The following is a 25,529-nucleotide window of genomic DNA, read 5'->3' on the forward strand; positions in this document are numbered from 1 at the left end:
GAAGTAGCGCGAACGATGGACTACGCCGACCTTCGGTTGTAGTTCGCGTTGCAGCACGGTCAATTTCGTAACAACAACGCGGGAACGCGAACCACAAAGGTCGCGCTACTTCGCTCAATTATGCTCCAGCCGAAAAGCGGAGTTCTCTATATGCTCGACGTTCTCATTATTGGCGCCGGCCCCGTTGGCCTCGCCTGTGCCCTCGAAGCCCAGCGCTGCGGCCTGCGCACGGCAGTAGTAGAAAAAGGCGCGCTCGTCAATTCCATCGTGGGCTATCCTACCAACATGGAGTTTTTCTCTACGCCCGAGTTGCTGGAAATCGGAGGTTATCCGTTCCCAACCAACCACTACAAGCCTCTGCGCGAAGACGCCCTCGACTACTACCACCGCGTAGCCGCCACGGAGAAGCTGGAACTGCGCCTGCACGAAAAAGTAGAGGCCCTAGAAGGCGAGCAGGGCGACTTCACGGTGCACACCGACAAGGGCCAGATTCGCACCCGTACCGTGGTAGTATCCACCGGCTTCTACGACTTGCCCAACCCGCTCGGTGTGCCCGGCGAAGACCTGCCAAACGTTAGCCACTACTACAAAGAGCCCTACCAGCACGCCACCCAAAACGTGGTGGTCATCGGGGCTAAAAACTCCTCGGCCAAAGCCGCGTTGCAGCTCACCCGTGCCGGTGCCAAAGTCACGCTCATCGTGCGTGGCCCGGAGGTCAGCAATTCTGTGAAATACTGGATTCGCCCCGACCTCGTCAACCGCATTGCCGAAGGCCGCATTAAGGCTTACTTCAACACCACGGTCACGGCCATAACCCCCGAGGCCATCGAAATCCTGACGCCCGAAGGCCCGCTCACGATTGCCACCAACTTCGTGTACGCCCTCACCGGCTACCACCCCGACGAGGCCCTGCTCGGCCGTCTCGGCGTAGAGCCCGACCCGGCCGACGAGGCCCGCGCCCCGCTCTTCGACCCTACCACCCACGAAACCACGCGCCCCGGACTGTACGTGGCCGGCACCGTGTGCGGCGGCCGCGCCACCAGCCGCTGGTTTATCGAAAACGGGCGGCACCACGCGCAGCTGATTGCTGCACATGTTGCCGCCCGGCAAGCCGTGGGCGCAGAGCAGCAGGAAGCAGCGTAAGTTTCTCCGCCTCGCTATCACAAAAAAAACGCCTTCCCCGAAAGAGGAAGGCGTTTTCATTAAAAATCAAGGGGCTGGCTATTGAGGGAAGAGTACGCCGCGGTAGGCGCTGGCATCCACGCCCGGTAGCGAAGACCCGTATTTGGCATTGATGACTTTAATTATCTCATTGGCGATGAGAGCATAGCCACGCGGAGTGGGGTGCACGCCATCCAGGCTGAAAATGTTGCCGGATATGTAAGCAGCCGTATTGGTGGTCGTATTTGCAACTAGACCATTGGTTGCTATAGAACGGAAGAATGTATTCACGTCGAATATTGCTAGGTTGCGAGTATTAGCAGCGCTAACAAGTGCGGCATTGAAGGCCGTTATAGCGGTTTGTACCTGAGCTTGTTCTGTATCGTCGAGGATGAAAGCACTGGGAATGGGATTGCCTGCGGTGGCGCCGAAAGCCTGCAAGGTGTCAACACCATACGCCGTTAAGTATCCTGCAAGGTTCGCCCGGGGCACAAAGGAGCGCCATGGAGCGCCCGTGGGCCGTCCCAGCAAGCCCAGGAAGGGCGCGGAAGTGAGTGTGAATAATTGGCGGCCAGCGCCAGCTGCATCTCGAATGTCTACAGTAGCAATCTGCCTCCGGTTGCCCGAAGCTGGGCCACCTGGCGCAGCTCCGGTCATGGTCACAATGCCAGGAACATTGTTTGCTGCCAACGTCGCTTTAAATGACGGCCCAACCGTGGTGAAAAACGGGATAGTGGTAACATCCGGAATGGTTGCTACTACCCCCTTGGCACCACCTGCTGTGAGGGCGTCCAGCACTTGGTTGTTGTTGGCGGTGAAAGTGGCGATGGGCGTGAGCGAGCTGCCTGCACCGCCCGCTGTGGCAAAGCCCAAAACGTCGTTGTTGCCGAGCCAGGAGGTAAAGAAAGTAGGCTTTACTGTGTCTACCGTGCGGCGCACGCGCTCTAAGTAGGTCTCATTGCTACCATCGGGTGTGATGCGCTCGAAGTACTCGTTAAAAATTGTCGTAGGTGCGGTCGCGGTGCCCCCAGTTTGGCTCACGTTGCCCAAGCCCGCTGTGGTAATGTCCGACATACGGATGCCCGATACACCCAGATTGTTAATTACGTTGAGGTCTTTGGTATAGATTGGTTGGGGACGAGGCAAGGGGTTAGTGCGAGTTGGTACAGCGCCGCGCACGCCTAAGTTTGTGGTCACGTTGGCAGTAATGGGCCCACCGGTAGCAGTGAAGCCAGCTAAGCGCAAATAACCCGAGCCATTAAGCTGAGCTTCGCTGAACAAGGGCTGCACGAATTCGCCGCCTCCTACCTGCTTAAACTGTTGAGCCAGGATGTTTGGGTAAGAATTTAGCTGACCTTCACGGTAAAGGCCGCCGTCGCTAATACCCGCGGTGAGCGAATTGCCTACAGAAACGTACCGGCTGAAGTCGGCTTGCCCGGCGCTGGACTTGGGGTCATCGTTCAGGTCGGGCTGGCAGCCGCCAAGCGCAAGACCTAACAGCGCTAGAAAGGGCGCGGAACGTTTGAAAATAAGGTTCATACAAACGAAATACTAGCGGAGTGAGACTTAAAAGTTGTAGCGGAAGCCGATGCCAGGGATGCTGACATTGGTGCGATAAGTGCCGGCTACCCGGTCAGTGGTGCCGTTGTTGAGCAGGTCGGCTTCGGTTTGCGTGCGCTTGAGAATGGCCTGGAACATAAAGGACGCATCCAAACCAAAATTCTCGGTGATGTTGTAGCCCACACCGGCCGTGCCGATGATGCGGTTATTGTCGGGCGTTTCGGGCGTCACGTAGCCGTCTTTCACCGGCGACATGTCGTAGGCCGTGCCCAGGCGCAGGGCCAGCTTGTCGTTCACCTTGTACTGACCGCCGAGGCGGAAAGTCAGCGCGTCCTCGTACGAGCGTTTCGACTCCGAGAACGTGGCCGTACCTATTTGGGCAGGGGCCCCATCTTTGGTAAAGTCGAAGCGGAGGGCGCGGTATTCGCTCCACTGCGTGAAGTTCACGTCGACACCGATGGTTAGCTTGTCGGTGGGCGTAATGCCAATGCCGAGGTTGACGGTAGCGGGCAGGGGCAGGGTGGCATTAAACTTATTAGCCACAAACCGCGACTGCAGCGCCGGAATGGGGTTCGTCACGGTTACATCGCCGCCTTCCACGCGCGCATCAATCTTGGAGCGGTAGCTCACGCCCAAGCTGAGCTTGTCCGAAGGCTTAAAGAAAATGCCGGCATTCACGCCAAAGCCTGTTTTGGTCTTGCCGTCCAACTCAATCTTGCCTTCGGCCGAGGGCAGCGCAACAGCGCGCTGCAGGTTCACCGAGCCCGAAGCTAGAATCATCAGGCCCGCGCCTACACTCAGCTTGTCGGTCAGCGCGTAGCTCACCGTGGGCTGCACATAAATGGCCCGCAGCGTAATCTCACTCAGCGAAAAACGCCCTTCCCACCCGTTCTCGTACTTCAGCGTAGAGCCGTAGGGCGTATACACCGCGATGCCCGTCCGGAATTTGCCCTCCTTGGGGCCAAAACTGGCGTAGAGGTTAAACGGCGTGACGGTGGTATTCTCTAGCTGGCGCTGCGGCCCGCCCGATGCTGGCCGAAAGGCCAACCGGGCAAACGTTGCACTCACGCCCACTTGCACGCCGCTCTGGCGCAGCATGGCCATGGCGCCGGGGTTCAGAAACTGCGCGGCCTGTTCCATGGAGAGGCCAACGCCTACTCCGCCCATGCCAATGCTCTGCTGACTGGGCAGGTAAACCTGAAAGCCGCCTGCGCTAGCGCTCGACGCGCCCATCAGGACAGCCCCGCCCGCAAGGAGTAGTGTTTTTACCGTCATACAATATAGAAGATTTAGGTGGTGAGGTTGTAGGGGCTAAAAGTAACGGAATTTTTCAAGTGAAGTATTAGGCAAGCCGAATAATTTATCGCATTACAATCGTTTGTGGCACGTCTTCGCCTTCCCGGGCACCAGCCTTTACCTTTGCCCTATGATTCTTCGCGCTGACCATCTGATTAAAAAATACAAAGCCCGCACCGTGGTCAACGACATGTCGGTCACGGTGGAGCAGGGCGAAATAGTTGGGCTGCTCGGGCCCAACGGCGCTGGCAAAACCACGTGCTTTTACATGATGGTGGGCATGGTGAAACCCAACGCGGGGCGCATCTACCTCGACGACATCGAAATTACCACCATGCCCATCTACCAGCGGGCTCGCCTGGGCGTTGGCTACCTAGCGCAGGAAGCCAGCGTGTTTCGCGACCTGAGCGTGGAAGAAAACATCATGGCCGTGCTCGAAATGACCAGCATGAAGAAGGAGGCCCGGCGCAACAAAGTGGAGGAAATGCTCGAGGAGTTTAGCCTCACCCATGTGCGCAAAAACCTGGGCAAAGTGCTGAGCGGGGGCGAGCGCCGGCGTACCGAAATTGCCCGCGCCCTGGCTGTCGACCCCAAGTTTGTGCTGCTCGATGAGCCCTTCGCCGGCGTCGACCCCATCGCGACCGAAGAAATCCAAGGCATCGTGTCCAAGCTCAAGCACCGCAACATTGGTGTGCTCATCACCGACCACGACGTGAACTCCACCCTCAGCATCGTGGACCGGGCTTATCTGCTTTTCGAAGGCAAGCTCCTGAAGGCCGGCACTGCCGAAGACCTGGCCAGCGACGAAACGGTGCGCCGCGTGTACCTGGGCAAAAATTTCGAGTTAAAGCGCGCCGTATAGACGACAGCGCTTGGGAGCTTGAGCAAAGAGATAATGAAGCAATAAGAAGCACATAATGATGAGAGAAGCTCGGCCAGGGGCTTCGCGGCACTCGTCTCCCTTGGCCGGAGAGCATCGCTTTTTAGCGCAGCACTCCATTACTTCGTCCCTTCATCATGCAACAGTAAAATGTTCGACCAGCTACTTGCCCCCGCCGTTCAGTGGGCCAGCGTGCCCCGGTTGGCCCGCATCCGCGAGCAGCCGCACCACGTGCAGGCGCAAGTGCTGCACCAGCTGCTCACGCGGGCTCAGGCCACCGAATGGGGCCGCCGCTACGGTTTTAAGGAGCGGCTGAGCGCCGCCGAATTTGGCCGGCGCGTACCGGCCAGCACCTACGAACAGCTGTACCCGGAAATTGAGAAAGTGCTGCGCGGCCAGCCCGACGTGCTGTGGCCGGGCCGGCCGCAGTGGTTTGCCAAGTCGAGCGGCACAACCAACGACCGCAGCAAGTACATTCCCGTCTCGCGGGAAGCGCTGCAGGACTGCCACTACCGCGCCGGCCGCGACATGCTGGCCCTGGCCACTAAGTTTTATCCGCAGGAGCGGCTGCTCACCGGCAAAACACTCTCGCTGGGTGGCACACACGCCAGCAATCCGTTTCGGCCCCAGGAACCCGCCTCCCGCACCGGCGATGTCTCGGCGGTCATCATGCAGCAGTTGCCGTGGTGGGCCGAGCAAATGCGCACGCCCCCGCTCGCATTGGCCCTGCTGGAGGAGTGGGAAGAAAAAATTGAGCGCATTGCGGCTCACGTGCTCACCCAAGACGTGCGCACCCTGGCCGGCGTGCCCACCTGGATGGTAGTGCTGCTGCGCCGCGTGGTGGCCCTGGCCGGAGTGCCCGACATCACCCACGTGTGGCCGCATTTGCGGCTGTTTCTGCACGGTGCTGTGGCGTTTGGGCCGTACCGCGAGCTGTTTCGGCAGTTGATTCCCGATGCTCGCATGCGCTACCTCGAAATCTACAGCGCGTCGGAAGGCTACTTCGCCCTCCAGGACCAGCCCGATAGCGAGGACCTGCTGCTGCTGCTCGACCACGGTATTTACTACGAATTTTTACCCGCTGACCAGTGGGCCAGCCCCGACCCGCGCCCCATTCCGCTGGCCGAGGTGGAGTTGAACCGGCCTTATGCCGTGGTCATTACCACCAACGCCGGCTTGTGGCGCTACATCGTTGGCGACACTGTGCGGTTCACTTCCCGGCACCCCTACCGGGTGCGCATCACCGGCCGAACCAAGCACTTTCTGAATGCTTTCGGAGAGGAAGTCGTCATCGAAAACGCCGAAGCCGCCGTGGCCGCGGCCAGCCGCGCTACCGGCGCTGCGGTCCGCGATTTTACTGCTGCGCCGGTCTGGTTTGTTGCCGAAAATTCGTCGCGAGGAGGACATGAGTGGGCCATAGAATTCGCAACGGCCACCGCTACGCCCGACCTCGATAAGTTCGGGGCCGTGCTCGACGCTACGCTTTGTGAGCTCAATTCGGACTATGCTGCCAAGCGGCACCGCAGCCTGGCGCTGGCACCCCCACGGCTGCACGCCGTGCCCGCCGGCACATTCGAGGCGTGGCTGGCCAGCCAAGGCAAGCTTGGCGGCCAACACAAAGTACCACGCCTGCTCAACTCGCGCGATGTGCTGGAAGCCGTGCTGCGAACCGCTGCCAAGTACCAATCCAGCCGCGCGTAATGGCCAGCTAGCCAATAATTAGGAGAGCATGGTCATAAGAATAACAGAAAAAAGACAGCTTGTGAGTTAATTTTTGGTTTTGTAGAACGGGTGATATAGCATTTCGGGAATTCTTAGTAATATTACAGTAACATTCCCACTCTATGTCTTATTCAACTCTTGTTCCCATGGCCAAGAAATCGGCCTTTCAACGCCCGTATAAGTCACGCAGCCAGCGTCGAGAAATCGACCGCCGCAAACACGATGAGGCGAAAGACTCTAAATTTTTGATTCGGGTAGCCATTGCTGTTGGCTTGGTGCTTGTGGTGGCGCTCGGGTTTGCCATCAAAGGGGTAGCGGATACCAATAGCACCTTCGCTCAAACGGGGATGAGCAGGTAAGAGCCCTGGGGGCCTGGCACCCCAGGGCCCGCTTCTTATTGGTCCATAGCGCCCCCAAACAGGCCGCCCAGCACGCCGCCACTTTCTTTTTGGGCGTTGCCCCCACCGGGGGCCAGGGCGCGAATGAGCTTTTTGACCGGCATCGACTGTATCCACACGCGGCCCGTGCCGCGTAGGGTGGCCAGCAACAGCCCTTCACCGCCGAATATCATCGATTTTAATCCGCCGGCCCGAGCCACGCTGAAATCTATGCCCGGCTCGAACGCGACCACACAGCCAGTGTCTACGCGCAAGAGTTCGTTGTTTAGTTTTTTCTCGATAATGGTGCCACCAGCGTGCACAAATGCCTTTCCGTCACCAGTCAGCTTCTGGAGGATAAACCCCTCGCCCCCAAAAAGTCCGGCCCCGAATTTCTGGTTGAAGTGCATGCTGATTTTGGTGCCTCGCGCCGCGGCCAGAAATCCGTCCTTCTGCACGATAAGGCCGTTGGGCAGGTCACTCAAGTTGATGGGAATGATGGTGCCCGGATACGGAGCCGAGAAGGCCACCCGGCTTTTGCCATAGCCCCCGCGGTGGGTGAAGTGGGTGATGAACAAAGACTCACCCGTAATCAGCCGGGTGCCAGCCGAGAACAGCTTGCCCATTAGGCCCTGGTCAGGCTCCGAGCCGTCGCCCATCTTGGTTTCGAAGGCGATGCCCTCTTCCATATACACCATGGCCCCGGCCTCGGCAATCACGGTTTCATTGGGGTCGAGCTCAATTTCCAGCACCTGGATATCGGAACCAATGATGCGGTAGTCAACGTCGTGAGAAAGCATAGCAGCATGGAAAGATGGTTGGTGCAGCCAAAGGTAAAAGCGCGCGGGATTTCTACTGGCCGTTCACTATATAGGGTATAGGCGCAGGCAGACACGAAATTTTGGCGCAGACACGTTTGGCTTTCAAATAGAAATTAAATTTATAATCCGCTCTAATGTTCTCGTTCTATGCGCATTTCTGTGTTCCTAGTTCTCCTCAGCATCGGACTGCTATTAGGTTCCTGTGCTGCTAGTAACCGCTACGACCGCAACAGTATGACCAAAGGCCGCTGGCGTATTTATTATGACTCCAACAACAAGCAACCACTCACCGCGGGGAAGTACCGCCACGGACGCCCGGTAGGTACCTTCCGTTATTATGCACCCACCGGCACGCTCGACCATTCGGAGCACTACGGCGAGGACGGCTTGTGCGAGGTAACCTACTGGCACCCCAGCGGAAAAGTAGCTCGCCGGGGTACGGCGCAGTGGGTTACGGGGGCTAAAGGCGCCCGATTCTACTGGTACGGACCCTGGACAAGCTTCGACGAAGACGGCCAGATTACATCCATTCAAACTTACACCGACGGCACCGTCAGCCGCACCGAGACGTACGAGTTAGGGAAGCTCACGCACGTTGAAATCCACAACAACACAGGCAAGGTCACACGCGCCGAAACGTACAAGGACGGCAATTTGCTGCGGGTGGAAACCTTTGAGAATGGCCGGCGCACCGGCGCTTCGCTCTCGTTGTAGCGGCCCACCCGGTGTTAGACCGCTTTACTCGTCGGCTGGCAAGTCGAGGCGAGTTTCCGCCGCCGCCGCATCGGGGTCGAGTGCCGCCTTTTTGCGCTTGGCCTCGCGGCTGGTGCGCTTCATAAAGTCTTCCTCGGTCTCCTCGGGCTCGGGGGCGTGCTCGGCATCGGCAATGGGAAAGGCTTCATCCTCAGTTTCGTCGGGTTCGGGCTTTTCGCCGAACTGTCCGGCGCGGTCCACCAATTTTTTGTCGCGCACGTGACGCCCCAAAAACTGATTGATTTCCTCGATGCTGTAATTGGACGTGATTTCGCCCAGTGGGTTCACGCCAATCTCAAAGCCTTCCAGCTCTTTGTGGACGCGGGCTTTCTTGTCGGGGTCTTGCTGTGATTTCGACTTCGGTTTAACAGGTTTCTTGGCCATGGCGGAAGCAGTTGAGTTGGGTAGCGGTGGTAGGCTTTACGCGAATTTGCGGGCGTGGGTGGTCAGTCGGGAGTGGGGCCATCATAAAAAAGGCTGACCATGGGCCAGCCTTTTGTCTTTATCGCGAAGGGAGCACATAGTGTTTACCCCAACGTGGCCACCGCCTTACGCAGACGGGTGGCAACTTCGCCAGTGCCTAAAATAGCCAGCGTCTCAAACAAGTCGGGGCCGGCTGCGGCACCGGTTGCGGCCACGCGCAAGGCTTGCAGCACCTGACCCGGCTTCATGCCTTGCTCTTCAACGGTTTGGTTGAAAATCGCCTTTACTACTTCGGCGTTGGAGCTGGGTTCTGAGCTGTCGGGCAGGGCCTCGGCATAAGCCGCCAAAACGTTGCTCACCTGCGGGTTCCACTTCTTGCTCACAACCTGCTCATCGTAGCTGTCCGGCGCTTGGAAGAAGTACTTGGCCTCCTGCCAGAAGTCCTTGGGAAAGCTCACCCGCTCCTTCATCACGCTCACAATTTGCTCGGCTTTGGCTTGGTTGCAGGCAATGCCGTGCTCGGCCAAGGCCGTGAGCAGGTAGGGGGCCAATTCGGCGTCGGACTTGGCGCGGAGGTAATGCTCGTTGTACCACTTCACCTTGTTCTGGTCGAAGCGGGCCGGCGACTTGCTCACGCGCTCGATGCTGAAGGCAGCAATCAGCTCGTCCATCGAAAAAATCTCCTGCTGCGAGCCGGGGTTCCAGCCCAGGAAAGCCAGGAAGTTGATAAAGGCTTCGGGCAAGTAGCCGTCTTCGCGGTAGCCGCGGCTCACGGTAGGCTCGCCGGTTTCGCTGTCGATGCCGTGCCATTCCAGCGGAAACACCGGGAAGCCGAGCTTGTCGCCGTCGCGCTTGCTAAGCTTGCCGGTGCCGTCGGGCTTCAGCAGCAGGGGCAAGTGAGCAAACTGCGGCATGGTGCTTTCCCAGCCCAAATAGCGGTAGAGCAGCACGTGCAGCGGCGCCGAGGGCAGCCACTCTTCGCCCCGAATGACGTGCGAGATTTCCATCAGGTGGTCGTCCACGATGTTGGCCAGGTGGTAGGTCGGCATGCCGTCCGACTTCATCAGCACCTTGTCATCGATGGCGGAGGAATGCACCACCACCCAGCCCCGAATCAAATCCTGGAAGCGTACTTCCTCTTTACGGGGCACTTTGAGGCGAATGACGTACTGCGTGCCGCCGTCGAGCAGCTGCTTCACCTCGTCTTCGGGTAGGGTGAGGGAGTTGCGCATTTGGGCGCGGGTGATGCTGTTGTATTGCGGGTTGGGCACCTTGGCGGCCTGCAGGCGGGCGCGCATGGCGTCCAGTTCCTCGGGCGTGTCGAAGGCGTAGTAGGCGTGGCCGCTGGCAATGAGCTGGTCGGCGTACTGCTTGTACATGGGCTTGCGCTCGCTTTGGCGGTAGGGCGCGTGCGGACCGCCGGGACCCACGCCTTCGTCTATCACGATGCCGCACCAGGCCAGGGCCTCCAGAATGTAGTCTTCGGCGCCGGGCACGAAGCGGTTCTGGTCGGTGTCCTCAATGCGAAGCAGCATTTTGCCGCCCAGCTTGCGGGCCAGCAAATAGTTGTAAAGGGCCGTGCGGACCCCGCCAATGTGCAGTGGCCCCGTGGGCGACGGTGCAAAGCGCACCCGAACTTCTCTCTCAGTCATAACGCAAAAAAAGCGCGTTCCGGAGTTCGGAACGCGCCGCAAAGGTAACGCCAGTAACCAGTAGCGCGCAGGCAGTCGTTGCGAGTTCTACTCACCCCACGGATACAGGTCTGGCGGGCCCTTCTCGGCAGGATGAATATTAAGCGGGTGTAGGGCCCGGGTTTTATCAAAGAACAGAAAGGCATCGTACCGCTCCGGAATAACCGAGGGCACGTAGTTGCCAAACTGCTCGAACTGCGGCCGATACACCACCCCAATGGCCCGGTGCCCCTGGGCTTTGCTCAGGCTGTCAATCTGCTTGAGCTCTGAGGACAAAAGCAGCGCATTATCGCCGCCCAGTTGGCTATGCAGTTGATGTTCCCAGGAGCCGCGGGTAGCGGCCGGCACGGTCATGCTTTCCAGCGGCGCTCCCCAGGCTTTACCGGCAATTACGCTGCCTTGGTATGAGCCAAAGCCTACACTGAAAACCTTATCGCGGCCCAGCTGCTCGCGGGCCAGCTGGCCGATGTTCACCATGTCTTCGCGGCGCATGTCCGTAAAGCGGGCATCGCCGATGTGGGTGTTGTGCGCCCAGATGATGGCCTTGCTGTCCGGCCCGTGCAAGTCGAGCAGGCGGGTTAGGGTCTCCATCATGTGCTCGTCGCGCACGTTCCAAGAGGCGCCGCCGCCGCGCAGCATGGCCTTGTAGTAGCGCTCGGCATTGACGGCCACTAAGGCATTTTGCTCGGCTCCGAAAGCCAGCTCGCGTTCGGGCAGGCCGACCGCTGGTTGCTGCAGAGTCTGAGTGCGCAGCGCTCTTAGCACGGCGGTCACTTCATCCTGGCAATCTTCCGACACAAAGGCCACGGCCCGGGCGTACTCCTGCGGGTCGGTGCTGTAGGGCTCAAAGCAGCTAAAGGCGCGGCGAGCGGCCGTTACGGCGCCATCGCCCTGCTTTTCTACGTACTGCAGCACCGCCTGCAACGATTCCCAGAGGCTGTACACATCCAAGCCGTAGAAGCCCACGCGCTGCTCGGCGGGCTGGCGCAAGTTGTGCCGGTGCAGCCAATCGACCAGGGCCGCAATTTCCCAGTTGCCCCACATCCAGGTCGGCCAACGGTCGAAGGTTTGCAGCAGCTGAGCAGCTGAGCCGTAGCTCACCTCGTCCTGCTTAATAGCGGCATTCACCGCGAAGCAGTCGGGCCAATCCCCTTCCACAGCAATAAACTGAAACCCCTTTTCCTGAATCAGGCGCTTGCTCAGGGCGGCCCGCCAGGTATAGTACTCGTGGGTACCGTGTGAAGCTTCGCCCAGCAGCACTACACGGGCATCGCCAATGGCGTCGAGCACGGGAGCCAGGTCGGCTGTTTGCTGCAGGGGATAAGTGGGGAAGGAAGAAGCCATAGCCAAAAGCAATCAGCGGGATGAGTTTCCCGCTTCCGGACAGGCCCATGCCAGTAGGCCTTGACCACCCTACGCCCTTGCCCGATTATTGGTTAACGAGGAGCTTAGCGATAAGCTCAGCCTCTCAAAAACCTGTGGCCTTGGCTGCTAAGCCTATTCTCTATCCTTAAAGCTGAGCCACAGCACGAGTCCCAGCAGTGTGATACCACCGCGAATTATCCAGGCCACAGTCGTTCCCCACTGGTCAACCCAGGTCAAAAAAACTGATTTGATATTGGGGTTGATGAACGGCAGTGCCAGCGAAATCAGCCCAATGATGAACAGTCCGAGTCCGAGTTCTTTCATGCGTCGAGAGTCGTAAGCAAACGTTGATTTTTCATATCAACGCTGCATACGCTCGCTTTCTTATGCAGCTACGGCAATGCAGGAGATTTCTACTTCCACGTCGCGGGGCAGGCGGCTTACCTCTACCGTTTCGCGAGCCGGCGCTGTGGCTTCGTCAAAGTAGGAGCCGTAAATCTTGTTGATGGTGGCGAAGTTGGCGAGGTCCTTGACGAAAATGCTGCATTTCACCACATCAGTCAGGGCGAGGCCGGCAGCAGCCAGCACGGCCGTGAGGTTCTTCAGCACTTGGTGGGTTTGGTCGGCCACATCGCCTGCCACAAGCTGGCCGCCAGCATCCAGCGGAATCTGACCTGAAACGTAGACGGTAGTACCCGCTTTCACCGCTTGCGAGTAGGGGCCAATAGGAGCAGGGGCTTGGTCGGTCAGGATAATCTGGTGGGGCATGGGTGGGTTTGGTTAAGGTATCTTTGGCCCAAAGTAACAACCGAAACCATGCACATCCTGGTCATCGACGGCAACCACGTAAAGGCGGAATTCCGCGAGAAGTTTGGGCCGGGGCACGAGTACACGTACTTCAGTACCCATTACGCCGACCTTGCTGAACAGAACCTCCGGGTCGGAGAAATCCAAGTTGCTGCCCAGGTTGCTGATGTGGTCTTTTGCTTTAAAAGCGCTCAAACATTCCGGCTGTTCTCCGCATCAAACCTGCCCGTTTTCGCGGAAGCATCGTGCGATTCACTGCTTGAAAACCTATGGAGAGAGACTGATGTGGCACCAGACGCTATGCTTTTTGGTTTTTGTGGCTTGCCTACCCTTCTCAACCGCTCCCTACTAGAAGTTAGCCTCTATAACGAAGCGAACCGCCAGAAGCTGGCCGAGACCTGCGCCGCCCTCGGCACTAACTACCGCATAGTGGAAGACCGGGTGGGCCTGGTAACGCCCCGCGTCATCTGTCAAATTATCAACGAAGCCTGCTTCGCCTTACAGGAAGCTACCGCGAGTATGCAGGACATCGACCTCGGGATGAAGCTCGGCACTAACTACCCGCATGGTCCTTTCGCCTGGGCCAATGCCATTGGCGTGGAGCGCGTATACGCTGTACTAGAGGCCATGTGGAATGATACCCACGATGAACGCTACAAAGTATGCCCGTTGCTTAAGCGGCAGGCGCTACGCGGAGAACCATTTGCTGTTTGAACCACAGAGATTTCTTCGGATTGCACGGACTTTGTAGTCGAAGCATCTCGTCGCTTAACATGCAACATGAAAAAGGCCACTCGCATGAGTGGCCTTTTCTGTTTTTAACCCTTGATATAAGCGGACACGAAATCCGTTGTTCAGAGCTTACTCCACCGTAACCGACTTGGCTAGGTTACGAGGCTGGTCCACGTTGCAGCCGCGCAACACGGCAATGTGGTAGCTCAGCAGCTGCAACGGCACCACTGATACCAATGGCATCAGTACTTCGCTGGTGTGGGGCACTTCAATTACGAACTCGGCCATGGCCGGAATCACCTTGTCGCCCTCACTCACTACGGCGATGATGCGGCCTTTGCGGGCCTTCACCTCCTGAATGTTGCTCACCACCTTCTCGTACGAGCTGTCGCGGGTAGCAATAACTACTACCGGCATGTTCTCGTCAATCAGCGCAATCGGACCGTGTTTCATCTCGGCAGCCGGGTAGCCCTCGGCGTGGATGTAGCTGATTTCCTTAAGCTTGAGCGCGCCTTCCAGAGCTACTGGGAAGTTGTAGCCACGGCCCAGGTACAGGAAGTTAGAAGCATCCTTGAAAATCTCGGCGATGGCCTGAATCTCATGGTCCAACTCCAAGGCCTTCTCCACTTTCGAAGGAATCGTGTCCAGCTCCACCATCAACTCACGCAGCTTGGTGTCGGTAATAGTGCCGCGCTTCTGACCCATAATCATGGCCAGCAGGGTCAGCACGGTTACCTGAGCCGTAAAGGCTTTGGTGGAAGCCACCCCAATTTCAGGGCCGGCGTGGGTATAAGCTCCCGCATCGGTAGCGCGAGCAATGCTACTGCCTACCACGTTGCATACCCCAAAGATGGTAGCGCCTTTGCTCTTCGCTAACTCAATAGCAGCCAATGTATCGGCCGTCTCGCCACTTTGCGAAATAGCAATTACAATGTCACGCTCCGTGATGACCGGGTTGCGGTAGCGGAATTCCGACGCATACTCCACTTCCACCGGAATGCGGGCCAAGTCCTCAATCAGGTACTCGGCCACCAAGCCGGCGTGCCATGACGTGCCACAGGCCACAATGATGATGCGCTGGGCATTCACAAACTTTTGCTCGTAGGCCCGGATTCCACCCATGTTCAGGTGGCCAGCTTCAAGTTCCAGGCGTCCGCGCATGGAGTCGAGGATTGAGCGGGGCTGCTCAAAAATCTCCTTCAGCATGAAGTGCTCGTAGCCACCTTTTTCGATGCTCTCCAACTCCATTTCCAGCTTCTGGATGTATGGGGTCTGGCTAACATCTTCTTTGGTGCGAATCTCCAGCTGCCCATCGCGGATAACCACTACTTCGTAGTCATTCACATACACAACTTCGTTCGTGTACTCAATGATGGGCGTAGCGTCCGAGGCGATGAAAAACTCTCCTTCGCCAATACCAATTACCATTGGCGAGCCTTTGCGGGCAGCAATAAGCTGGTTAGGAGCATCCTTGCTGAGTACCACAATGGCGTAGGCGCCCACTACTTCGTGTAGGGCCAACCGCACTGCTTCTTCCAGCGAGCAGGAGTTTTGCTTTTTTATTTCCTCAATCAGGTTCACGAATACCTCCGTGTCCGTATCCGACTGAAACGTGTGCCCCTGCTTCAGCAAGTGTGTTTTCAAAGCAGCATAGTTTTCAATAATGCCGTTGTGAATGATAGCAATCCGCTCCGAGGTAGAGTAGTGGGGGTGGGCGTTCTCGTCGTTGGGCTCGCCGTGGGTTGCCCAGCGCGTGTGGCCCATGCCTACGTTGGCATGCGTGTCTTTCTCGAGAATAAATTTCTCTAAGTCAGCAACCTTGCCTTTTTTCTTATAGACGTTTAGCTCACCATTAAGCAATGCAACACCGGCTGAGTCATAGCCACGGTATTCGAGGCGGCGCAAGCCTTTGAGAATGATGGGACAGGCCTCGCGGTGACCTAAATAAGCAACAATGCCGCACATGGCAGAAAGGGGTTAAGTAATTGAAAGAATTGAGGGTAAGGGAATATGCGGACCTAGTAAATACCGCCCCTTAGCAATTTATCGTTTGGAGTAATAAACCCGCAAACTCACGTTGGCAGCATCGATAACTGCCCGGTTTAGTCCTAAGGTCAAGGTAGAAGGTTCTGTGCTGCTCGCAAGCAGGGGGCTACTATCTGGCACTAGTAGCAACGAAGCCGGATTGCCGCCTAACTTATCGTTAAGGTAAGCCTGTAAGTAGTTGGTGATAACTAAAGTATAGTACTGCTGGGAGGAAGGCCCCTCCAGTTCACCCAGGGCTCTGCTGCCTACCAGGAGCTGATTTCTGCCATCGGCTTGAACAATGCGGTCAGTAGGAAGGAAATTTACGACACGCTGCAAGACCTTATTATTAGCATCGGCTTCTACTGCGTAGATGTAGCGGGGATTTGGAAACAGTGCGTTGCTGAACGGCTTCACTGGCACTCGCAACTCAGCGCGGTTGATGATGAGGCCGGGCGTGTTCATGAGGGTTTCCAGACCTTTCAACGTAACGCGGGTGCTCAGCCCAACGCCTTCTTGTACATAGCTGGTCCCGTTCAGGGTTATAGATGCAACCGCTTGCGTCACATCGGACAAGCGGCTCAAATCAGTGCCTGCCAGATTGCTGCTCATTTGAGTGTAGTAGCGCGGGTCCCGTGCCGGGGCTGCTCCGCCACTGCTGTATATCGGTCCAAGGAATACCGAGTACGAGCGCCACCGACGGCGGGCCGGTGCCACAGGAGCAGCTACGGCGGCATCATGAAAGAAGAACGCGAGACGGCCATTGTAAGACCGCCCGAAGCTGACAATGGCCGAGGAAAAGCCCTGGCTGGGCTCAATAGCCAAGCCTTTCAGTTCACGGTCGAGTTGTGCCTGGGTAAAGGCCATGCCACTGCCCTTCAGAGTGGAAAATAAATTACTGAAAAAGGCAGAGGATACTGCGGGTGCGGGTGCAAACGGGGATGCTACGGCACCGCTGCGTTGCAATACCAAACGTATCGTTGGGTCGGCTACTTTGGAAGTGGTTACCGGTCGGGTGCTGGTGTCCGTCGCCACCACAGTGGTGCGGTCGAGCCGGCTCATCAGGTTTTGGCCCAACAGAGCGCCCTTGGCCGTAGCCGAGGCACTGTTGTAAGGCTGCCGCTCATCTAATGGAGCTTGCAGGTTAGAAACGTCGAAACGCACGGGCGTTGCACTGCTGCCATTCACCTTATCGAACCCCATCACCAGCACCACCGAGTCGAGAACGGGCTGGCCTAGTTTGGAAGGCAGCGAATCGTTTGAACTGGCGGTTACGACGTTCAGGTAGGCGCGCGCTTCAGTGGTTCCGGCTACGTTATCGGTCAGCCGGCCCACTAAATAATGGTCTGTTTTCAGGCTTTGCACCGAGGCGGTGCGTACTGTGGCCACGTCGAGCAGCGGAGTTTTATACTCCGTGTACTCAGTGCTGATGGTCGTGGTATTGGGCAGGTCAACGTTCAAATCGGTGCCCTTATCGCAGCTGGCCAGGGCCAGCGCCGACAAGGCCACTACGGGAGCACAGCGGCTAGTTAGCCAATTCATTGTAGAGCGCTAGGTAGGAAGAGTGCAGGTTTTCGTCGGTGGCAACCTGGCTGAGCCGGTGATGCAGCGCGTACTCCGTGAACATGCCGTTCATGTTGTCGCTGAAGTCCTCGTCGGACCGCACCACGGTGTCGGCATATTCCATGCCCATTTTGATGAAACCGCTGAAGTCCGCCGTTTTCAGCGAGGCCAGCATGGCGTCGTCGATGTCGAGCATTTTGGCTTTCTCCAGGATATTGCCCTCAAATTTGTCGGCAAACTCGTTATTGTAAATCGAAAACACCGACTTGGCATCCTTGAAAACCGGGTCTTTTTTGTAGGTCGTTTTCAGGTACAACGGAATCAGGCCCGTCATCCAGTCGCTGCAATGCACGATGTTGGGTGACCAGCCGAGTTTCTTTACGGTTTCGAGAACACCTTTGCAAAAGAAGATGGCGCGCTCGTCGTTGTCGGCGTAAAACTTATCGTTTTTGTCGACCAAAGCCGACTTGCGGTGGAAATAATCTTCGTTATCAATAAAATAAACTTGCAACTTTGCCGTCGGAATCGAAGCAACCTTGATAACCAAGGGCTTTTCATCATCTCCCACGGCGATATTGATGCCAGAAAGGCGCACTACTTCGTGCAACCGGTTCTTGCGCTCATTGATAATGCCAAAACGTGGCACGAAAATGCGAATTTCGCATCCCATTTCCTGCATGCTGGCGGGCAGCCGACGCAGCATTTCAGCTACTTTCGTAGTCTGTAGGAATGGGTCAATTTCGGTGGCCGCGTAGAGGATTCGTAGCTTCGACATAAGGGATTATTGAAGAGAATGGGACAAGGCCATGCTATGGGTGCACAAAATTAAACAATTTTGAGCGGAAAATCAATAAAAGCTACTTTGGAGGCTACCTCAATTGCCTTCCTCTTCTATGCAGATACTTACTACTGCCGCCGGGTTGCAAGCCTACACCGAACAGGCTCGTCGAGCCGGCAAACGGGTGGGCTTGGTTCCCACAATGGGTGCGTTGCACGCCGGCCACCTTCAACTTGTGCAAGCTGCTCGTGCTGATTGTGATGAAGTGATAGCCAGCCTGTTCGTAAACCCTACGCAGTTCAACAACGCCGAAGACTTTCGGCTCTATCCACGCCTTCCCGAGGCTGATGCGGCCCTGCTGGCGCCGGCGGGCTGCACGGCTCTTTTTGTGCCGTCGGTGCCCGAAATGTACCCCCAACCAACGGTGCTCCGGTTCGATTTTGGTGCTTTGGAGCAGGTGATGGAAGGAGCCCACCGGCCTGGTCATTTCAACGGTGTAGCCACGGTAGTGAGCAAACTTTTTCATTTGGCGCGCCCGCACCGGGCCTACTTTGGCCAGAAAGACTGGCAACAGGTGGCCGTGATTCGCCAACTGGTGGCAGACTTATCGTTTGACCTGGAAATAGTGGCCTGCCCCACCATCCGCGAAGCCGACGGGCTGGCCATGTCCTCGCGCAACCTCCGGCTAGGGGCCGACGCCCGCGCCGCTGCGCCGCTCCTGCACCAGGTGCTGGAAGCAGCCGCTGAGCACGTGCGACAAGGTGTGTTGCCGGCTCAAGTGCGGGCTGATGCCGAGCGGACGCTTGCCCACGAACCCCTGGTGACGCCTGAGTACTTTGAGGTGGCTGATGCACAGACCTTGCAACCTCTCGAGAAGTACGTGACGGGCCGTGCCGTGGTCTTGTGCTTGGCCGCGCATCTGGGCGGCGTGCGGTTGATTGATAACGTGATGGTAGGGGCTGGTGCCTAGTCAGGTTTACCTTTGCCCTCCTTATCTATTCACTAATCAACAGTAGCTGGTTGAAACATCTTCTCACTATCTTTAAGTATGCGCTTTTGCTGGCCCTCTCGGGGGTGCTGATGTGGTATGCCGTGCGCGGGCAGGACTTGTCGACCATTGGTCATTACATCCGTTCGGCTAATTATTTCTGGTTGGGCATCACCATGTTTTTGTCGGTGCTGGGTTACTTCAGCCGTGCCTACCGCTGGAAGATGCAACTCACGGCCTCGCACCAAACCGTGTCCTATTGGAATGTGTACCACGCCATGATGGTGGGCTACTTGGCCAACATTGTGCTGCCGCGCATGGGCGAAGTCATTCGCTGCTCAGTGCTGCGGCGCACCAGTGGCGTTCCGGTAGAAGTATCGTTGGGTACGGTCATCACTGAGCGGGTGATTGATGTGCTGGTACTGGCTTTGCTACTGGGAGTAGTGTTGATGCTGGAATTCAACAAGTTCTGGGCGTTTATTGAGAGCTTATTCGTCGATAAATACGATTCCTTGGCCGCTAACCGCGACGTGCTGCTGTCGGTGGCAGGCATCGCGGTGCTGCTGGCTTTTGTGTTTGGCTATCTGCTCTTGCGCAATTTAGACAAGCTACGTGAGAACGCCTTATTTGTTAAGGTAATAGCCTTTGTGAAGGGACTTCTGGCAGGGGTGTTCAGTATTCGCAAAATGGAGAATAAGAGCCTGTTTCTGTTTCATACTGGCTTCACTTGGCTGGTATATTACTTGATGGATTACCTAGCTTTTATGTGTTTCCCGGAAACCTACAGCCTAGATATGAAAGCCGGCTTGGCGGTGCTCACCTTTGGTGCTTTTGGCATGGCTGCACCGGTTTCGGGCGGCATCGGGGTATTTCACGTGCTGGTTCAGAGCACCTTGCTGGTGTATGGAATCAGCAAAGAAGCCGGCATTGCTTACGCGCTGGTTGTGCATGGTGCCCAAACAATGCTGGTGGTGTTGATGGGTGGTATCAGCTTTATTGTCAGCGCTATTCACTCTGGCAAGCCGGCTGCTCAAAAACAGATGTCCGTTAGCCGTTAAGGCCGATAACTAACGGACCGCATCAACTCAGGAGCGGTGCTTTCAAATAGTGGATACCTAAGGGGCCTAATAAGTAAAGCCATGTGGACAAAGGATAAAATTTTGACTTGGGAGCAGCTGCCTGCTACCGTGGCTGGCTGGCGGACGCAGGGCCGAAAGGTGGTGTTTACCAATGGCTGCTTCGACTTGCTGCACCTAGGCCACGTCGATTACCTCGAGCAGGCCCGGCACCTGGGCGGTGCCTTGGTAGTGGGCCTGAACACGGATGCTTCGGTAGGAGCCCTGAAGCCTGGCCGCCCCGTGCAGGACGAAGAGGCCCGTGCGCGCATCCTCGCGTCGTTGTCATTCGTAGATGCAGTAGTCTTGTTCGGCGAGACTACCCCCTTAGCCCTAATCGAACTGGTACAACCCGACGTATTGGTAAAGGGCGATGATTACACAATTGACGGAATTGTAGGCCACGAATTGGTGTTAAATAGGGGCGGAGAGGTGCGTACGGTGCCATTAGTGCCAGGCTACAGCACTTCACGCATTGTCGAGCGTATAAAGAGTGTCTCGCGTTTTTAGTGGTTGTTTTCCGGTTGCCATATGGGCAGTTGGGGCATTGCTGAAAAACGAGAATTTACCACCAGTAACTTCACCAGAACTATGTATCTTATTCTCATTCTGCTCATGTTGGTCAGCTTCGGCATTCAATGGCGCCTGCGGAGCAAATTCAAAGAGTACTCTCAGGTTGGCCTCAAAGCGAATTTGTCGGGCGCGCAAGTTGCTGAGCTGATGCTCGCCGACCACGGCATTACCGATGTACGCATCATCAGCACCGCAGGCAGCCTCACCGACCACTACAACCCCACCGATAAAACCGTGAACCTGAGCGAAGGCGTATATGCCGAGCGCAGTGCGGCAGCGGCAGCCATTGCGGCGCATGAGTGCGGCCACGCAGTGCAGCACGCCACGGCTTATTCCATGCTGCAGTTCCGCTCGGCCATGGTGCCGGCGCTCAGTGCCGTGTCTACTTACATGCCGTGGATACTACTAGCAGGTGTCTTCATGATTAATCGCAGCATGATTCCGCTTGGTGTAGGCATTGCGCTTTTCTCCCTTACCACGCTGTTCTCCTTCGTGACGCTGCCCGTGGAATTTGATGCCTCACGCCGGGCCCTGGCCTGGATGGATAAGCGTGGGGTGGTAACCACCCAAGAGCACGGCATGGCCAAAGATGCGCTGTGGTGGGCCGCTATGACGTATGTAGTTGCCGCTATTAGCTCCCTGGCTACGCTCCTGTACTACGTTTCTATTTTCATGAGCGGTAGCCGCCGCAACTAAGGCTGTCACCACACCTAGCTTAGCCGCCGTCCTGCTTGCAGGGCGGCGGCTTTTTTATTTTATTCAAATTTTTATTGAAATATTGAATACTTGATTTAAAATTCTAAATTGGTGATGCTATCCGCCCTGTGAACCTCAACATCAATTGCTGTCAGCGCGGGTGGTTACATAGATTGTCCTTTTCATCTTTTTCTGCTTTCCTCCATGACAACGTCTACCCCGACTGTCTTGGTGGCTGCCGCGCCTACGCTGTATCGCGAGGGCCTGGTAGCATTGCTCCACGAGCAATGGCCCCACCAGCGGCTTTCCCTCACCGCCGACGTCACCCAAGTTGCTTACTTGGTTTGCAGTCAGCCCTACGGGCTGCTCATTCTCGATGACTTGCTGCCTGGTTTGCAGTTAGTGCCTTTGCTGACGCAGCTGCACCGGGCCAGCCCAAGGCAGCGGGTGCTGTTGCTCACCAGCCCGGAGACCTGCACCTCCGCAGCCCCCTTGCCATGGTCCGATACAAGGTTGCTGGTGTCGCGGCAGGCGCTGGCAGAAGCATTGGTTTCGGCATTGGAGTCGTGGCTCAGCGACCAGCCGGCTCCTGCACTGGCTAAATCTTCTTGGCGCGGCACGGGCGGCCTGGGCAATGGCTTCAGCCCGCGCGAGCTACAGGTGCTCAGCTTGGTAGTGGCGGACTACTGCAACGCGGAAATCGCAGATAAGCTCTGCCTAAGTGTTCGCACAGTAGAAAGCCACCGCCGGATGCTGCTGCAAAAGGCTGGGACCAAGACGCTTGTGGGGCTGGCGGCACGAGCCGTGCGGGAGGGATGGGTTGCTTGAAAGTTCAGTGCTAAAATTGATTTGAATAACAAACAGTCATTGGCAACATTGAGGTACTCCCGTTTATGCTGTTGCGCATAAGGAACGGGGCTGGTTATGCTTAGGGGTTGAAAACTCACCAATGGCTAACGTTTTGTCCGTGCGTTGTTCAGTCTTTTTTATGACTGAGTCGCCCGCAATTGGCAATGCTGGTGGACTATTGCGTATGCTGAGGAATAAAGTGCCCATTGATAAAGGGCTTCCTGCCGACCGGTTTGGAGGTTTAGAACCAATTCAACCTCTAACTGCCTTTTGGCGCTATACCAGTCTGGCCTTTCAAGAGCTGCCTTAATTCCCTCCTCTACAATGTCCTATTTTAAGTTTGCTCCCTGCTTTGTACTTCTATACCTAGTTGGCAGTGTCGGCGTTATGGATATAGTCATGGCTCAAAGCACTAAATCCAATTCTATTCTCGCTGGTTCGGCCACGCCGCAACTCGTGGCGCGCCAGTTCAAATTCACTGAAGGCCCAGCTGTTGACAAGGCTGGCAATATATTCTTCACTGACCAGCCCAACGATAAAATCTGGAAGTTCGACACCAGCGGCAAACTCAGCGTCTTCCTCGAAAAGACGGGCCGCTCAAACGGACTCTATTTTGATAAGCAAGGAAACCTGTTGGCCTGTGCCGATGAGCAAAACCAACTTTGGTCCATTTCGCCGGATGGCAACGTCACCGTTTTGCTAGACAACGTGCAAGGTCACCGCCTTAATGGCCCCAACGACCTCTGGCCGCACCCGCGCAACGGCGGCATTTACTTCACAGATCCTTACTACCAGCGACCCTACTGGACCCGCACCGAGCCCGACCCGAATCTGGGTGGCCAAAAGCTATACTTTCTACCCAAAGGCCAGACGCAGCCCGTGGTAGCCGACGACCAGTTGCAGCAGCCCAATGGCATTGTTGGCACGCCGGATGGCCGTCTGCTTTACGTGGCCGACATCAAAGCCAACAAGACCTACCGTTATGAAATAAGCGCGGATGGCAAACTCACCAACCGCCAACTGTTCGTCGCACAAGGTTCTGATGGTATGACCATCGACAACGAAGGCAATGTGTACCTCACCGGCAAGGGCGTCACAGTTTACAGTTCGGCGGGCCAGCAAATCCAACAAATCGACGTGCCAGCCGGCTGGACTGCCAACCTCTGCTTTGGTGGCAAAGAGCGGAAGACGTTGTTTATCACTGCCTCTGAGGCAGCGTTTATCCTGCCCATGCGGGTGAAAGGCGTGCAGTAAGGCAAGCTGAACGCTAGGAGCCTGCCCTATTATCTATCCAGCTGAGCCACTTCCTGAGTGGAGCCATTTCGGTTCGCACATTAAGATTATCAGCGAAACCATAATGTTGTTGCACCGAATAGGCACAAAAAAGGCCCACGCCTTATTGGCGCAGGCCTTCCAATGAAGCTGTGGGCACGGCTGGCTTAGCCCAGCTTCTTATACCGCACGCGCTTGGGCTCAACATCGCCCAGCCGCTTGCGCTTGGCCTCCTCGTAGTCCGTGAAGTTGCCCTCGAACCACACCACCTCCGAGTCGCCCTCAAAGGCCAGGATGTGCGTAGCCAACCGGTCCAGGAACCACCGGTCGTGGCTGATGATAACAGCGCAGCCAGCAAAGTTTTCCAGCGCGTCTTCCAGCGCCCGAATGGCGTTTACGTCCAAGTCGTTGGTAGGCTCATCGAGCAGCAATAGGTTGGCGCCCTGCTTGAGCGTCATGGCCAGGTGCACGCGGTTTTTCTCACCGCCCGAAAGCATGCCCACCTTCTTCTCCTGGTCGCCACCGCCGAAGTTAAATTTGCTCACGTAAGCGCGGGAGTTCACGGGCCGGCCGGCCAGCAGCATGGTTTCGGTGCCACCCGTGATGGTGTCGAACACCGACTTGGTAGGGTCCAGCGTGTCGTGCTGCTGGTCGATGTAGGCGGTCTGCACAGTAGGACCAACTTCAAACGTGCCCGCGTCGGGCTTCATCTGGTCGGTTATCATTCGGAAAAGCGTGGTTTTGCCCGCGCCGTTCGGCCCAATGATGCCTACAATGCCGCCCTGCGGCAGCGAGAAGCTTAGGTTCTCAAACAGCAGCTTGTCGCCAAACGCCTTCGTCAGTCCTTCGGCCTCAATAACCTGGGCTCCCAGACGCGGGCCGTCGGGGATGAACAGTTCCAGCTTCTGCTCCTTGTCCTTGGCTTCCTCGCTGGCCAGCTTGTCGTAGTTGGCCAGGCGGGCTTTGCCTTTGCTCTGACGCGCTTTCGGCGACATACGCACCCAATCCAGCTCACGCTGCAGGGTTTTCATGCGCTTGCTTTCGGTGTTCTCTTCTTGGGCCATGCGGGTGGTTTTCTGCTCCAGCCAGCTGCTGTAGTTGCCCTTCCACGGTATGCCCGAACCACGGTCCAGCTCTAGAATCCAGCCGGCTACGTTGTCGAGGAAGTACCGGTCGTGGGTCACGGCAATGACGGTTCCCTTGTATTGCTGCAGGTGCTGCTCCAGCCACAGCACGCTTTCGGCGTCAAGGTGGTTGGTGGGTTCGTCCAGCAGCAGCACATCAGGCTCTTGCAGCAGCAGGCGGCAGAGGGCCACGCGGCGCTTTTCACCGCCCGAAAGGTTGCCGATAATGGCCTCATGGGCCGGGGTGCGCAAAGCATCCATGGCGCGCTCCAGCTTCGAGTCCAGGTTCCAGGCGTCGAGCTGGTCGAGGCGTTCCTGCACCTTGCCCTGGCGGTCAAGCAGCTTGTCGAAGTCGGCGTCTTCGGCGCCAAAGGCTTCGTTGATTTCGTCAAACTCCTTCAGCATGGCCACCGTTTCGGCCACGCCTTCTTCTACTACTTCGCGCACCGTTTTGGTGGGGTCGAGCTGGGGCTCCTGTTCCAGGTAGCCCACCGAGTAGCCCGGCGAAAACACTACTTCGCCCTGAAATTGCTTGTCGACGCCGGCAATAATTTTCAGCAAGCTCGACTTGCCCGAGCCGTTGAGGCCGAGCACACCGATTTTGGCACCGTAGAAAAACGAGAGATAAATATTTTTGAGAACTTGCTTCTGGGGTGGGTAAATCTTACTCACGCCGGCCATGCTGAAAATGATGGTCTGGTCGCTCATGGAGGTTGGGTGTTGGGGTAAGGAAAGGATAAGGGAATGAGATGAATACCAGAAGGTAAATAAACCCAGGCCTTGTAACAGGGCACTGCCTGCTACAGCAGCTGAAGGGCAAAGTACGGCAGGGGCGCCTTGGTAAACCACACCTTTTCTCGTCCGGCTCCCTTATGGCCTTGCCACCTCGCGGGCTCGTTTTTGTTTAACTTCTTTGCTGCACCACCTCATTACTGAAAGAACACAGCAATTCATCGCG

At 56.8% G+C, this 25,529-nt stretch carries 24 protein-coding genes; 12 read left to right on the forward strand and 12 right to left on the reverse strand.

Annotated elements, in window-relative coordinates; translation table 11 throughout:
- Window positions 1-120: 120 nt before the first annotated feature.
- Window positions 121-1,143, forward strand: coding sequence for a YpdA family putative bacillithiol disulfide reductase (locus ACP7AJ_RS01290; protein ID WP_426058379.1), 1,023 nt, complete (start codon window positions 121-123; stop codon window positions 1,141-1,143).
- Window positions 1,144-1,221: 78 nt separating this feature from the next.
- Here ACP7AJ_RS01290 and ACP7AJ_RS01295 read toward each other — a convergent pair whose 3' ends face one another.
- Together ACP7AJ_RS01295 and ACP7AJ_RS01300 are read right to left on the reverse strand one after the other, a co-directional pair.
- Window positions 1,222-2,700: an SGNH/GDSL hydrolase family protein gene (locus ACP7AJ_RS01295; protein WP_426058380.1), complete on the reverse strand. Its 1,479-nt coding sequence runs from the start codon at window positions 2,698-2,700 to the stop codon at window positions 1,222-1,224.
- 27 nt (window positions 2,701-2,727) lie between these two features.
- Window positions 2,728-3,996, reverse strand: a complete 1,269-nt coding sequence (locus ACP7AJ_RS01300) for an OmpP1/FadL family transporter (protein ID WP_426058381.1) — start codon at window positions 3,994-3,996, stop codon at window positions 2,728-2,730.
- 151 nt (window positions 3,997-4,147) lie between these two features.
- On the opposite strand from ACP7AJ_RS01300, the gene lptB reads away from it, so the two are divergent.
- The 3 genes from lptB (at window position 4,148) to ACP7AJ_RS01315 (ending at window position 6,978) form a co-directional block, all read left to right on the forward strand.
- Window positions 4,148-4,879, forward strand: coding sequence for an LPS export ABC transporter ATP-binding protein (gene lptB / locus ACP7AJ_RS01305; RefSeq protein WP_426058382.1), 732 nt, complete (start codon window positions 4,148-4,150; stop codon window positions 4,877-4,879).
- Window positions 4,880-5,047: 168 nt separating this feature from the next.
- Window positions 5,048-6,598, forward strand: a complete 1,551-nt coding sequence (locus tag ACP7AJ_RS01310; RefSeq protein WP_426058383.1) for a GH3 auxin-responsive promoter family protein — start codon at window positions 5,048-5,050, stop codon at window positions 6,596-6,598.
- Between the two features lie 167 nt (window positions 6,599-6,765).
- Entirely contained in the window at window positions 6,766-6,978 is a 213-nt protein-coding gene (locus ACP7AJ_RS01315; protein ID WP_426058384.1) for a hypothetical protein, read from the forward strand.
- A gap of 35 nt (window positions 6,979-7,013) precedes the next feature.
- Here ACP7AJ_RS01315 and ACP7AJ_RS01320 read toward each other — a convergent pair whose 3' ends face one another.
- Window positions 7,014-7,796, reverse strand: coding sequence for a TIGR00266 family protein (locus tag ACP7AJ_RS01320; RefSeq protein WP_426058385.1), 783 nt, complete (start codon window positions 7,794-7,796; stop codon window positions 7,014-7,016).
- Window positions 7,797-7,976: 180 nt separating this feature from the next.
- Between ACP7AJ_RS01320 and ACP7AJ_RS01325 the strand changes: the two genes are divergently transcribed.
- Window positions 7,977-8,531 carry a hypothetical protein gene (locus ACP7AJ_RS01325; protein WP_426058386.1) on the forward strand — a complete coding sequence of 185 codons (555 nt, stop codon included), beginning with the start codon at window positions 7,977-7,979 and terminating at the stop codon, window positions 8,529-8,531.
- A 24-nt stretch (window positions 8,532-8,555) separates the two neighbouring features.
- Here ACP7AJ_RS01325 and ACP7AJ_RS01330 read toward each other — a convergent pair whose 3' ends face one another.
- The 5 genes from ACP7AJ_RS01330 to ACP7AJ_RS01350 form a co-directional block, all read right to left on the reverse strand.
- Entirely contained in the window at window positions 8,556-8,954 is a 399-nt protein-coding gene (locus ACP7AJ_RS01330; protein WP_426058387.1) for a hypothetical protein, read from the reverse strand.
- A gap of 143 nt (window positions 8,955-9,097) precedes the next feature.
- A complete protein-coding gene (gene gltX / locus ACP7AJ_RS01335; protein ID WP_426058388.1) occupies window positions 9,098-10,645 on the reverse strand; it encodes a glutamate--tRNA ligase in 1,548 nt (515 codons plus the stop codon).
- An 87-nt stretch (window positions 10,646-10,732) separates the two neighbouring features.
- Window positions 10,733-12,028 (reverse strand): erythromycin esterase family protein, encoded by a 1,296-nt coding sequence (locus ACP7AJ_RS01340; RefSeq protein ID WP_426058389.1) that lies wholly within the window; start codon window positions 12,026-12,028, stop codon window positions 10,733-10,735.
- Between the two features lie 153 nt (window positions 12,029-12,181).
- Window positions 12,182-12,373: a hypothetical protein gene (locus ACP7AJ_RS01345; protein WP_426058390.1), complete on the reverse strand. Its 192-nt coding sequence runs from the start codon at window positions 12,371-12,373 to the stop codon at window positions 12,182-12,184.
- A gap of 60 nt (window positions 12,374-12,433) precedes the next feature.
- On the reverse strand, window positions 12,434-12,817 hold the full coding sequence (locus ACP7AJ_RS01350; RefSeq protein WP_426058391.1) for a Rid family detoxifying hydrolase: 384 nt from the start codon (window positions 12,815-12,817) through the stop codon (window positions 12,434-12,436).
- A 48-nt stretch (window positions 12,818-12,865) separates the two neighbouring features.
- Between ACP7AJ_RS01350 and ACP7AJ_RS01355 the strand changes: the two genes are divergently transcribed.
- Window positions 12,866-13,570: a 3-hydroxyacyl-CoA dehydrogenase family protein gene (locus ACP7AJ_RS01355; RefSeq protein WP_426058392.1), complete on the forward strand. Its 705-nt coding sequence runs from the start codon at window positions 12,866-12,868 to the stop codon at window positions 13,568-13,570.
- A 147-nt stretch (window positions 13,571-13,717) separates the two neighbouring features.
- Here the strand turns inward: ACP7AJ_RS01355 and glmS are convergent, their stop codons facing one another.
- The 3 genes from glmS to ACP7AJ_RS01370 form a co-directional block, all read right to left on the reverse strand.
- Window positions 13,718-15,553, reverse strand: a complete 1,836-nt coding sequence (gene glmS / locus ACP7AJ_RS01360; protein ID WP_426058393.1) for a glutamine--fructose-6-phosphate transaminase (isomerizing) — start codon at window positions 15,551-15,553, stop codon at window positions 13,718-13,720.
- A 78-nt stretch (window positions 15,554-15,631) separates the two neighbouring features.
- Window positions 15,632-17,155, reverse strand: coding sequence for a DUF4270 family protein (locus ACP7AJ_RS01365; RefSeq protein ID WP_426058394.1), 1,524 nt, complete (start codon window positions 17,153-17,155; stop codon window positions 15,632-15,634).
- Window positions 17,139-17,951, reverse strand: coding sequence for a glycogen/starch synthase (locus ACP7AJ_RS01370; RefSeq protein ID WP_092671354.1), 813 nt, complete (start codon window positions 17,949-17,951; stop codon window positions 17,139-17,141). The genes ACP7AJ_RS01365 and ACP7AJ_RS01370 overlap by 17 nt, the downstream gene beginning before the upstream one ends.
- A gap of 118 nt (window positions 17,952-18,069) precedes the next feature.
- Here ACP7AJ_RS01370 and panC point away from each other — a divergent pair, with 118 nt between their 5' ends.
- The 6 genes from panC to ACP7AJ_RS01400 all read left to right on the forward strand — a co-directional run bounded on the left by panC (window position 18,070) and on the right by ACP7AJ_RS01400 (window position 23,429).
- Window positions 18,070-18,924 carry a pantoate--beta-alanine ligase gene (gene panC / locus ACP7AJ_RS01375; RefSeq protein WP_426058395.1) on the forward strand — a complete coding sequence of 285 codons (855 nt, stop codon included), beginning with the start codon at window positions 18,070-18,072 and terminating at the stop codon, window positions 18,922-18,924.
- A gap of 50 nt (window positions 18,925-18,974) precedes the next feature.
- Window positions 18,975-20,000 carry a lysylphosphatidylglycerol synthase transmembrane domain-containing protein gene (locus ACP7AJ_RS01380; protein ID WP_426058396.1) on the forward strand — a complete coding sequence of 342 codons (1,026 nt, stop codon included), beginning with the start codon at window positions 18,975-18,977 and terminating at the stop codon, window positions 19,998-20,000.
- 81 nt (window positions 20,001-20,081) lie between these two features.
- Window positions 20,082-20,567, forward strand: a complete 486-nt coding sequence (gene rfaE2 / locus ACP7AJ_RS01385; RefSeq protein WP_426058397.1) for a D-glycero-beta-D-manno-heptose 1-phosphate adenylyltransferase — start codon at window positions 20,082-20,084, stop codon at window positions 20,565-20,567.
- Window positions 20,568-20,648: 81 nt separating this feature from the next.
- The gene (locus ACP7AJ_RS01390) at window positions 20,649-21,326 is read left to right on the forward strand and encodes a zinc metallopeptidase (RefSeq protein ID WP_426058398.1); all 678 of its coding nucleotides are present in this window, start codon (window positions 20,649-20,651) and stop codon (window positions 21,324-21,326) included.
- 204 nt (window positions 21,327-21,530) lie between these two features.
- Window positions 21,531-22,154, forward strand: coding sequence for a DNA-binding response regulator (locus ACP7AJ_RS01395; RefSeq protein WP_426058399.1), 624 nt, complete (start codon window positions 21,531-21,533; stop codon window positions 22,152-22,154).
- A 420-nt stretch (window positions 22,155-22,574) separates the two neighbouring features.
- The gene (locus ACP7AJ_RS01400) at window positions 22,575-23,429 is read left to right on the forward strand and encodes an SMP-30/gluconolactonase/LRE family protein (RefSeq protein WP_426058400.1); all 855 of its coding nucleotides are present in this window, start codon (window positions 22,575-22,577) and stop codon (window positions 23,427-23,429) included.
- A gap of 185 nt (window positions 23,430-23,614) precedes the next feature.
- Here ACP7AJ_RS01400 and ettA read toward each other — a convergent pair whose 3' ends face one another.
- Window positions 23,615-25,279, reverse strand: coding sequence for an energy-dependent translational throttle protein EttA (ettA, locus tag ACP7AJ_RS01405; RefSeq protein WP_426058401.1), 1,665 nt, complete (start codon window positions 25,277-25,279; stop codon window positions 23,615-23,617).
- Window positions 25,280-25,529 lie beyond the last annotated feature (250 nt).

This window comes from Hymenobacter sp. B1770 (genome assembly GCF_049896385.1).
In the GTDB taxonomy this organism is placed as follows: Bacteria; Bacteroidota; Bacteroidia; order Cytophagales; family Hymenobacteraceae; genus Hymenobacter.

Bases quoted from the DNA above. Each gene is read 5' to 3' on its own strand.
- ACP7AJ_RS01290 (WP_426058379.1), top strand. From the start codon at position 121: ATGCTCCAGCCGAAAAGCGGAGTTCTCTATATGCTCGACGTTCTCATT.
- ACP7AJ_RS01295 (WP_426058380.1), bottom strand. From the start codon at position 2,700: ATGAACCTTATTTTCAAACGTTCCGCGCCCTTTCTAGCGCTGTTAGGT.
- ACP7AJ_RS01300 (WP_426058381.1), bottom strand. From the start codon at position 3,996: ATGACGGTAAAAACACTACTCCTTGCGGGCGGGGCTGTCCTGATGGGC.
- lptB (WP_426058382.1), top strand. From the start codon at position 4,148: ATGATTCTTCGCGCTGACCATCTGATTAAAAAATACAAAGCCCGCACC.
- ACP7AJ_RS01310 (WP_426058383.1), top strand. From the start codon at position 5,048: ATGTTCGACCAGCTACTTGCCCCCGCCGTTCAGTGGGCCAGCGTGCCC.
- ACP7AJ_RS01315 (WP_426058384.1), top strand. From the start codon at position 6,766: ATGGCCAAGAAATCGGCCTTTCAACGCCCGTATAAGTCACGCAGCCAG.
- ACP7AJ_RS01320 (WP_426058385.1), bottom strand. From the start codon at position 7,796: ATGCTTTCTCACGACGTTGACTACCGCATCATTGGTTCCGATATCCAG.
- ACP7AJ_RS01330 (WP_426058387.1), bottom strand. From the start codon at position 8,954: ATGGCCAAGAAACCTGTTAAACCGAAGTCGAAATCACAGCAAGACCCC.
- gltX (WP_426058388.1), bottom strand. From the start codon at position 10,645: ATGACTGAGAGAGAAGTTCGGGTGCGCTTTGCACCGTCGCCCACGGGG.
- ACP7AJ_RS01340 (WP_426058389.1), bottom strand. From the start codon at position 12,028: ATGGCTTCTTCCTTCCCCACTTATCCCCTGCAGCAAACAGCCGACCTG.
- ACP7AJ_RS01345 (WP_426058390.1), bottom strand. From the start codon at position 12,373: ATGAAAGAACTCGGACTCGGACTGTTCATCATTGGGCTGATTTCGCTG.
- ACP7AJ_RS01350 (WP_426058391.1), bottom strand. From the start codon at position 12,817: ATGCCCCACCAGATTATCCTGACCGACCAAGCCCCTGCTCCTATTGGC.
- ACP7AJ_RS01355 (WP_426058392.1), top strand. From the start codon at position 12,866: ATGCACATCCTGGTCATCGACGGCAACCACGTAAAGGCGGAATTCCGC.
- glmS (WP_426058393.1), bottom strand. From the start codon at position 15,553: ATGTGCGGCATTGTTGCTTATTTAGGTCACCGCGAGGCCTGTCCCATC.
- ACP7AJ_RS01365 (WP_426058394.1), bottom strand. From the start codon at position 17,155: ATGAATTGGCTAACTAGCCGCTGTGCTCCCGTAGTGGCCTTGTCGGCG.
- ACP7AJ_RS01370 (WP_092671354.1), bottom strand. From the start codon at position 17,951: ATGTCGAAGCTACGAATCCTCTACGCGGCCACCGAAATTGACCCATTC.
- panC (WP_426058395.1), top strand. From the start codon at position 18,070: ATGCAGATACTTACTACTGCCGCCGGGTTGCAAGCCTACACCGAACAG.
- rfaE2 (WP_426058397.1), top strand. From the start codon at position 20,082: ATGTGGACAAAGGATAAAATTTTGACTTGGGAGCAGCTGCCTGCTACC.
- ACP7AJ_RS01390 (WP_426058398.1), top strand. From the start codon at position 20,649: ATGTATCTTATTCTCATTCTGCTCATGTTGGTCAGCTTCGGCATTCAA.
- ACP7AJ_RS01395 (WP_426058399.1), top strand. From the start codon at position 21,531: ATGACAACGTCTACCCCGACTGTCTTGGTGGCTGCCGCGCCTACGCTG.
- ACP7AJ_RS01400 (WP_426058400.1), top strand. From the start codon at position 22,575: ATGGCTCAAAGCACTAAATCCAATTCTATTCTCGCTGGTTCGGCCACG.
- ettA (WP_426058401.1), bottom strand. From the start codon at position 25,279: ATGAGCGACCAGACCATCATTTTCAGCATGGCCGGCGTGAGTAAGATT.